General features: G+C 57.0%; 7 protein-coding genes. 1 reads left to right on the plus strand and 6 read right to left on the minus strand.

The window, feature by feature from the left end; translation table 11 throughout:
- Window positions 1-101: 101 nt before the first annotated feature.
- Window positions 102-665 carry a hypothetical protein gene (locus AAAB35_RS04825; protein ID WP_340667087.1) on the plus strand — a complete coding sequence of 188 codons (564 nt, stop codon included), beginning with the start codon at window positions 102-104 and terminating at the stop codon, window positions 663-665.
- 309 nt (window positions 666-974) lie between these two features.
- Here the strand turns inward: AAAB35_RS04825 and AAAB35_RS04830 are convergent, their stop codons facing one another.
- The 6 genes from AAAB35_RS04830 to sufB all read right to left on the minus strand — a co-directional run bounded on the left by AAAB35_RS04830 (window position 975) and on the right by sufB (window position 6,540).
- Window positions 975-1,391 carry an SUF system Fe-S cluster assembly protein gene (locus AAAB35_RS04830; RefSeq protein ID WP_340667088.1) on the minus strand — a complete coding sequence of 139 codons (417 nt, stop codon included), beginning with the start codon at window positions 1,389-1,391 and terminating at the stop codon, window positions 975-977.
- Between the two features lie 5 nt (window positions 1,392-1,396).
- On the minus strand, window positions 1,397-2,638 hold the full coding sequence (locus AAAB35_RS04835; RefSeq protein ID WP_340667089.1) for a cysteine desulfurase: 1,242 nt from the start codon (window positions 2,636-2,638) through the stop codon (window positions 1,397-1,399).
- Window positions 2,639-2,682: 44 nt separating this feature from the next.
- Window positions 2,683-3,954 carry a Fe-S cluster assembly protein SufD gene (gene sufD / locus AAAB35_RS04840; RefSeq protein WP_340667093.1) on the minus strand — a complete coding sequence of 424 codons (1,272 nt, stop codon included), beginning with the start codon at window positions 3,952-3,954 and terminating at the stop codon, window positions 2,683-2,685.
- 11 nt (window positions 3,955-3,965) lie between these two features.
- A complete protein-coding gene (gene sufC / locus AAAB35_RS04845; protein ID WP_340667090.1) occupies window positions 3,966-4,721 on the minus strand; it encodes a Fe-S cluster assembly ATPase SufC in 756 nt (251 codons plus the stop codon).
- Window positions 4,722-4,807: 86 nt separating this feature from the next.
- Window positions 4,808-5,014, minus strand: coding sequence for a hypothetical protein (locus tag AAAB35_RS04850; protein ID WP_340667091.1), 207 nt, complete (start codon window positions 5,012-5,014; stop codon window positions 4,808-4,810).
- Window positions 5,014-6,540, minus strand: coding sequence for a Fe-S cluster assembly protein SufB (gene sufB / locus AAAB35_RS04855; RefSeq protein WP_340667092.1), 1,527 nt, complete (start codon window positions 6,538-6,540; stop codon window positions 5,014-5,016). Before sufB ends, AAAB35_RS04850 begins: the two co-directional genes overlap by 1 nt.
- Window positions 6,541-6,635 lie beyond the last annotated feature (95 nt).

The raw sequence follows: 6,635 nt of genomic DNA on the forward strand, positions 1-6,635 counted from the left end.
TCGAGATCGCGGAACGATCACACATTACCATAGTTAATGTTACACAACCGTCACCGCAAGTGTTCAAACTGTCCCGGCCAACAATTGAGAGGCGGAGAGCCATGAACTATCGCCATCTTGTGTACTGCAGCATCGCATTCGCCGTCGTTACTCCGTCCCTTGCAACCGCCCAGGAAACGAAACAGCCCGAACAGGCTCAAACTCCGCCCAAATCCGCAGAACCCGCTTCTGAAGGACAAAACCAGACCCCGCCCGAATATCTCGACAATCGCAGTACCCCGGAAACGCTTATCCGATCCTATTACAACGCTATAGACCGGCAGGAGTATGCGCGTGCCTATAGCTACTACGCACCGGAGAGTCCGCCGAAGCCGTTTCCCGAGTTTCAAGCCGGTTACGAGCACACCGCCTCGGTGAAAGTCCTCTTCGGCAAGGCCGAAGGTGAAGGCGCTGCCGGGTCCGCCTATTGGAGCAAACCCATCGCCATCGAATCGACGAGCAAGGATGGCAAAACCGAAGTCGTCAACGGCTGTTATCGCTTGAGGCTCGCCAACCCGGCCATCCAAGGCGTGCCATACGTCCCGATGTCGATTCTCGACGGCACCTTGGAGAAATCCGACAAGCCGCTCGAAGAAAGCGTTCCGGAAGGCTGCGAGGCGCCGTAAAAGCGCCCCATACCGCGTTCGAATTACAAGTTGTGGAATGCGCCTTCGCCGGGAGTGTTAGCAATATTAACGCTGGTAAGCACACCCGGCGAAGGGGTTCATTTCCAATCTCAAACCGACAATTGTGCAGTATAAAAATATACTTGCCAGTTTGAAGCACAATATCCTTATGCCTTCAACATCATTCTGCGTCTTAGTCAGTGGTATACTATTTTTTACTCATACATCTGTATTGCTTACATTTTCTATTGTACGGCGAAATAGGTTGCAGTAACAATCCAGACTTTAGTCGAATAACCCCGCTTATTGTCAGTACCAGCCGACAGCTACTTGCGCCTCTTCCGACATGCGGTCCGGCGTCCACGGCGGATCAAAAGTCATCGTCACGTCGACGTAGCTGACGCCCTCGATGACTCCGACCGCATCCTGCACCCATCCTGTCATTTCGCCAGCCACGGGGCAGCCCGGCGCCGTCAGCGTCATTTCAATCTTGACCGAGCGGTCGTCTTCGATGTCGACCTTGTAGATCAGGCCCAATTCGTAGATGTCAGCCGGAATTTCGGGGTCGTAGACCGTCTTCAGCGCTGCGATGATGTCATCAGTCATCCGCGCCAGTTCGTCGGCGGGAATAGCGGAAGCCGACGCGGTGCCGACCGGCGTGTGCAGCGCCGCGGCATCGGCGGGCACCGTATCTTGCTTCTCAATTATCTCGGCTTTATCGGTCATCGTCATCACCCAAAGAACTTCCGCGCCTTTTCGAGCGCATCGGCGAGAACATCTATCTCGTCTCTCGTATTGTACATCGCAAATGAGGCACGGCATGTCGAGGTCACACCAAAACGCTTCAAAAGCGGTTGAGCGCAATGGGTGCCGGCACGGACGGCGACTCCGGCCCTGTCGATCACCATCGATACGTCATGGGCATGTATCCCCTCGAGCTCGAACGAAATAATCGCGCCCTTGCCCTTGGCATCACCGAAAATGCGCAGCGAATTGATCTGCCGCAGACGGTCATGGGCATAGTCGCGAAGGTCTTCCTCGTGCGCCAGAATGGCAGCCCGACCGATCTTCTCGACATATTCAATCGCCGCCCCAAGCCCGATTGCCTGCGCAATCGGCGGTGTTCCCGCCTCGAACCGGTGAGGCGGATGGTTATAGGTGACAATATCCTCCGTCACCTCTTCGATCATTTCGCCGCCGCCCTGGAATGGGCGCATCGCTTCGAGTTTTTCCTTGCGCCCGTAGAGGACGCCGATTCCGGATGGCCCGTAAATCTTATGTCCGGTGAAAATATACCAGTCGCAACCGAGTTCCTGGACGTCGACTGGCAGGTGCACGGCACCCTGGCTGCCATCGACCAGTACCGGAATACCGCGTGCATGGGCAATGCGGACAATATCCTTGATCGGCGTTACCGTGCCGAGCACGTTCGACATATGCGTGATCGCGATGAGCTTCGTCCGCTCAGTCAGCCGCGCCTCGAATTCCTCGATATGGAATGCGCCTTGATCGTCCACCGGCACCCAGACGAGTTTGGCGCCCTGCCGCTCGCGAATGAAATGCCATGGCACGATGTTGGAATGATGCTCCATGATCGACAGCACGATTTCGTCACCCTCGCCGATATTCGGCATGCCGTAGCCATAAGCGACCGTATTGATCGCCTCGGTCGCAGATTTGGTGAAGACGATTTCATCGACCGAAGCCGCGTTGAGAAACCGCCGAACATTTTCACGTGCCTTTTCGTAGGCGTCGGTGGCTGCATTCGAAAGAAAGTGCAGGCCACGATGCACATTGGCGTACTCGTTGGAATAGGTGTGCGTGATCGTGTCGATCACCGCCTGCGGCTTTTGGGCCGATGCGCCATTGTCGAGGTAAACGAGCGGCTTGCCATAGACCTCGCGCGAAAGGATCGGGAAGTCGCGGCGGATCGCCTCGACATCGTAACTGCTTTGAATGATCTTGGTGTCCATGATAGCCGCGTTATCCCGTTTTCCGTTGACCTCTGGATCGCCGCTCAGACGTGAACGGTGAGCCACTTGTCGAGAATGCCTTCCAACGCTTCGACCAAGGCTTCGTTCTCAAGCTCTTCGACGATCTCGGCCACGAACGCCTTGATCAGAAGACCGCGTGCCTCGCTCTCCGGAATGCCGCGCGCCTGCAGATAGAAGAGATGGTTTCCGTCGATTTCGGTTACCGTGGCACCGTGACCGCAGGCGACGTCGTCGGCGAAAATCTCAAGTTCCGGCTTGGCGTCGAATTCGCCGTCGTCGGAAAGCAAAAGCGTATTGCAGGCCATGCGCGCATCGGTCTTCTGAGCGATCTTGTTGACCTTGATCTGACCCTGGAAGACGCCGCGCGCCCGATCCGTCACAACGTTGCGAATGATTTCTACCGAAGTCGTATTCTCGACAAGGTGGCCAAGCGTCATCGTCACGTCCGTATGGCTGTCTCCGCCGAGCAGATTGACGCCGCGAAGCTGGAAGTCCCCGCCCTCGCCCTTGGCGAGCACATGCACTTCCTGCCGGACGAGTTTGCCGCCGGCATTGACGATGTAAAGGTTGAGCTTCGCATTCTTGCCAATCGTCGCGATGAACTGTGCGAACTGCGTCGACTGTTCGCCATGCTCGCGCAGGATGATCCAGGTGATTTCGCAATCGTCGGCAACGGTTACGTTGCTGATGCTTGTCGAAAAGCCATCGCCCTCGCCGCCTGCCTGGCGCTCGATGATTGTCGCCTTGGCGCCCTTGCCGAACTTGACCGGAAACCGGACATGGCCCTGGCCACGCACCTGGATGTTCTGGAGTTCAAGGGGTGCATCAGGCTCGAGTCCTTCAGCAACCGTTACCGCCCAGCCATCCGTGACATAGGCGGCGTTGATCTGACCGATCGTATCGTCACCATCACGGATCGCGAGATCGGCTATGACCGATCCATCTGCCAGCTTCTCGCTGTATTTCTGGAACTCAATCCCGTCAACGCGTGGGGCAATGAGGCTTACGCCATTTGAAACGGCGGCAACCACCGAACCGGCAATGACCGGTGGCAAGGCATTGGTACCTGCGGCCTCGTCATGGGCGGCAATGCTGCGCAGCAATGTGCGCAGATCGGTGTAGTGCCAGGCTTCGACGCGGCGCGATGGCAGGCCCTGCGCCTTCAACGCCTCGATGGCGTTATCGCGAGCGCTGGCGACCTCGCCATCGCCCGGCAGTTCGCCCATCCGGTCGACAAAGGCGTCGACCAGCGCAGCTTCCGCGGCCGTGGGCTGACGACTTGTGTGAACATTCATCATGACGCTCCTCAAGCTGCCTCGCCGATGATATCGGCGTAGCCATTCTCTTCGAGGTGGAGCGCAAGCTCCTTGTCGCCCGACTTGATCACCTGACCCTTGTAGAGGACATGCACGGAGTCCGGTACGATGTAGTCGAGCAGACGCTGGTAGTGCGTGATGACGATTACGGCACGATCCGGAGACCTGAGCGCGTTGACACCGTCAGCAACGATCTTGAGCGCATCGATATCGAGACCCGAATCCGTCTCGTCAAGAACGCAGAGCTGCGGCTCGAGCAGTTTCATCTGCAGGATTTCGGCGCGCTTCTTTTCGCCGCCGGAAAAGCCGACATTGAGCGGGCGCTTCAGCATGCCGATGTCCATATCGAGCGATGCTGCCGCCGTCTTTACGCGGCTCAGGAATTCCGGGATCTTCAGCGGCTCCTCGCCACGCGCCCTGCGCTGCGAATTCATCGCCACCTTGAGGAACTCCATCGTGGCGACGCCCGGTATCTCCATCGGATACTGGAACGCCAGGAATATGCCCTTCGCTGCGCGCTCCGATGGATCGAGGTCGAGGATCGACTCGCCATTGTAAAGGATATCGCCCTCAGTCACCTCGTAGTCCTCGCGGCCGGCGAGAATATAGGAAAGTGTTGACTTGCCGGAGCCGTTCGGGCCCATGATCGCGGCGACCTCGCCGGCTTTGACGGACAGGCTCAGGCCACGAATGATCTCGGTACCGTCCTCGGCGATGCGTGCGTGCAGATTTCTGATTTCCAGCATATGTAATTCCTTCGTATTCCAATGGACCAGCGACAGGGCGATCCCACTAAATTCCAACCTTGAGACGAATGGCTCGCCGCCACCCTTTAATTCGAACTGTCGCCGCTCAGGCTTTTCAGGCGCTCGACAACTGAAGCAAGCTCCTTGCGGGCCCGTATCAACTCGGGTTCAAGCACCCTTTCCGTCGCCGTGGATGAGCGCGCCAATGTATCCGTCAACTCCTCGATGACTTCACCGAGTTCTTCGTAACGGCGGCGAAGCCTGTCGAGTTCTTCCTTCGTTGCGATTACCATCAACCGACGCTCCCCTCGAGGCTGATGCCGATGAGCTTCTGCGCTTCGACCGCGAACTCCATCGGCAGTTCCTGAATGACTTCCTTGACGAAGCCATTGACGATGAGGGCAATCGCCTCTTCTTCCGGAATGCCACGCTGCATTACATAGAAAAGCGCGTCCTCGGAGATCTTGGAGGTGGTTGCTTCGTGTTCGAACTGCGCCGTGGCGTTCTTCGCCTCGATATAGGGAACGGTATGGGCGCCGCAGTCATTGCCGATCAGCAGTGAATCGCACTGGGTAAAGTTGCGTGCGTTCTCGGCCTTGCGATGGGCCGAAACCTGACCGCGATAGGTATTGTTCGATTTGCCTGCCGAAATACCCTTGGAGATGATGCGGCTCGATGTGTTCTTGCCGAGGTGCAGCATCTTGGTGCCGCTGTCGATCTGCTGGTGGCCATTCGAAACGGCAATCGAATAGAACTCGCCACGGGAATTGTCACCGCGCAGGATCACGGACGGATATTTCCACGTGATCGCCGAACCGGTCTCGACCTGCGTCCAGGAAATCTTCGAATTGACGCCACGGCAATCGCCACGCTTGGTGACGAAGTTGTAGATGCCGCCCTTGCCTTCCGCATCGCCCGGGAACCAGTTCTGGACCGTCGAATACTTTATTTCGGCATCATCGAGGGCGATGAGTTCGACGACAGCAGCGTGCAGTTGGTTCTCGTCGCGCTGCGGTGCGGTGCAACCCTCGAGATAGGAGACGTATGCGCCCTCCTCGGCGATGATCAATGTCCTCTCGAACTGGCCGGTATCCCGCTCGTTGATGCGGAAATAGGTCGAGAGTTCCATCGGGCAGCGTACGCCTTTCGGCACGTAGACGAACGAACCGTCCGTAAATACCGCGGAATTCAGCGTAGCGTAGAAATTGTCGGAGACCGGCACAACCGAAGCGAGGTATTTCTGAACGAGTTCAGGATATTCGCGGATCGCTTCCGAGATCGAGCAGAAAATGACGCCGGCCTTGGCGAGTTCCGCCCGGAAGGTCGTGACGACAGAGACGCTGTCAAAGACGGCATCCACCGCGACACGGCCGGATTTATAGACGTTGTCGCTAATTTCTTCTTCGTCCGATGGGCTTGGCTCGCCCTGTTTGCGTACGCCCGCAAGGATTTCCTGCTCTTTTAGCGGAATGCCAAGCTTCTCATAGGTCCGCAGGAGTTCGGGATCAACGTCCGCGAGCGACGTAGGACCCGTCTGGTTCTTCGGTCCAGCGAAGTAAACCATGTCCTGGAAGTCGATCTTGGGATAATTCACGCGCGCCCACGTGGGCTCTTCCATCGTCTGCCAGCGCTCGAAAGCCTTCAGGCGCCATTCCAGCATCCATTCCGGCTCGTTCTTCTTGGCAGAGATCAGGCGAATGATATCTTCATTGAGGCCCTTGGGCGCCTTATCCATTTCGATAAGGGTTTCAAAGCCATATTTATACTGGTCCACGTCCAGTGTACGGACACGATCAATAGTTTCCTGCACGGCAGGCATTGGCGTTCTCCATCCACGCGGGGTTCAAGGTCCCGCAGTTGCAAACGTCAAGGCGTATGTCGTCTTGAATATTTGCCTTCTATGTAGTGTGCAAT

It is taken from the genome of Phyllobacterium sp., assembly GCF_037994425.1.
GTDB lineage: Bacteria > Pseudomonadota > Alphaproteobacteria > Rhizobiales > Rhizobiaceae > Phyllobacterium.

Coding starts and splice junctions, on each gene's coding strand:
- AAAB35_RS04825 (WP_340667087.1), top strand. CDS start 102: ATGAACTATCGCCATCTTGTGTACTGCAGCATCGCATTCGCCGTCGTT.
- AAAB35_RS04830 (WP_340667088.1), bottom strand. CDS start 1,391: ATGACCGATAAAGCCGAGATAATTGAGAAGCAAGATACGGTGCCCGCC.
- AAAB35_RS04835 (WP_340667089.1), bottom strand. CDS start 2,638: ATGGACACCAAGATCATTCAAAGCAGTTACGATGTCGAGGCGATCCGC.
- sufD (WP_340667093.1), bottom strand. CDS start 3,954: ATGAATGTTCACACAAGTCGTCAGCCCACGGCCGCGGAAGCTGCGCTG.
- sufC (WP_340667090.1), bottom strand. CDS start 4,721: ATGCTGGAAATCAGAAATCTGCACGCACGCATCGCCGAGGACGGTACC.
- AAAB35_RS04850 (WP_340667091.1), bottom strand. CDS start 5,014: ATGGTAATCGCAACGAAGGAAGAACTCGACAGGCTTCGCCGCCGTTAC.
- sufB (WP_340667092.1), bottom strand. CDS start 6,540: ATGCCTGCCGTGCAGGAAACTATTGATCGTGTCCGTACACTGGACGTG.